The organism is Bacillus pretiosus (assembly GCF_051294775.1).
Taxonomy (GTDB): domain Bacteria; phylum Bacillota; class Bacilli; order Bacillales; family Bacillaceae_G; genus Bacillus_A; species Bacillus_A wiedmannii.
Window position 1 is genome coordinate 1 of the sequence record NZ_JBPPHF010000558.1, and the last position, 283, is coordinate 283.

A 283-nucleotide genomic window follows, 5' to 3' on the forward strand; every position below is an offset into this window, starting at 1 on the left:
TAACGAATCATAGAATTTATTAATATTTTATTGAAAGAAGGCAGCGCTATTAAGAGAAGTAAAAATGCAGCTATACCAATTATTATCAGGAATATGACTAATATTAAATCCTTTATAAACGGAGGTAGTACCCTTGAGAGTCCTATCGTACTAAATAAAAGAAGTAAAGAAATAATAATAAAACCGGAATAAAAGACAGCCATTTTTTTCCTATTGCACTTATATAAATAGAGAAAAAGTTGATTCATTTCACAAAAACCTCCCTAAACAACTCATGTACTGC

1 pseudogene is annotated in these 283 nt (G+C 29.0%); it reads right to left on the reverse strand.

The features are described from left to right. Positions 1–248: pseudogene (locus tag ACSG5Z_RS32150) on the reverse strand (ABC transporter permease); the annotation flags it as partial. Positions 249–283 lie beyond the last annotated feature (35 nt).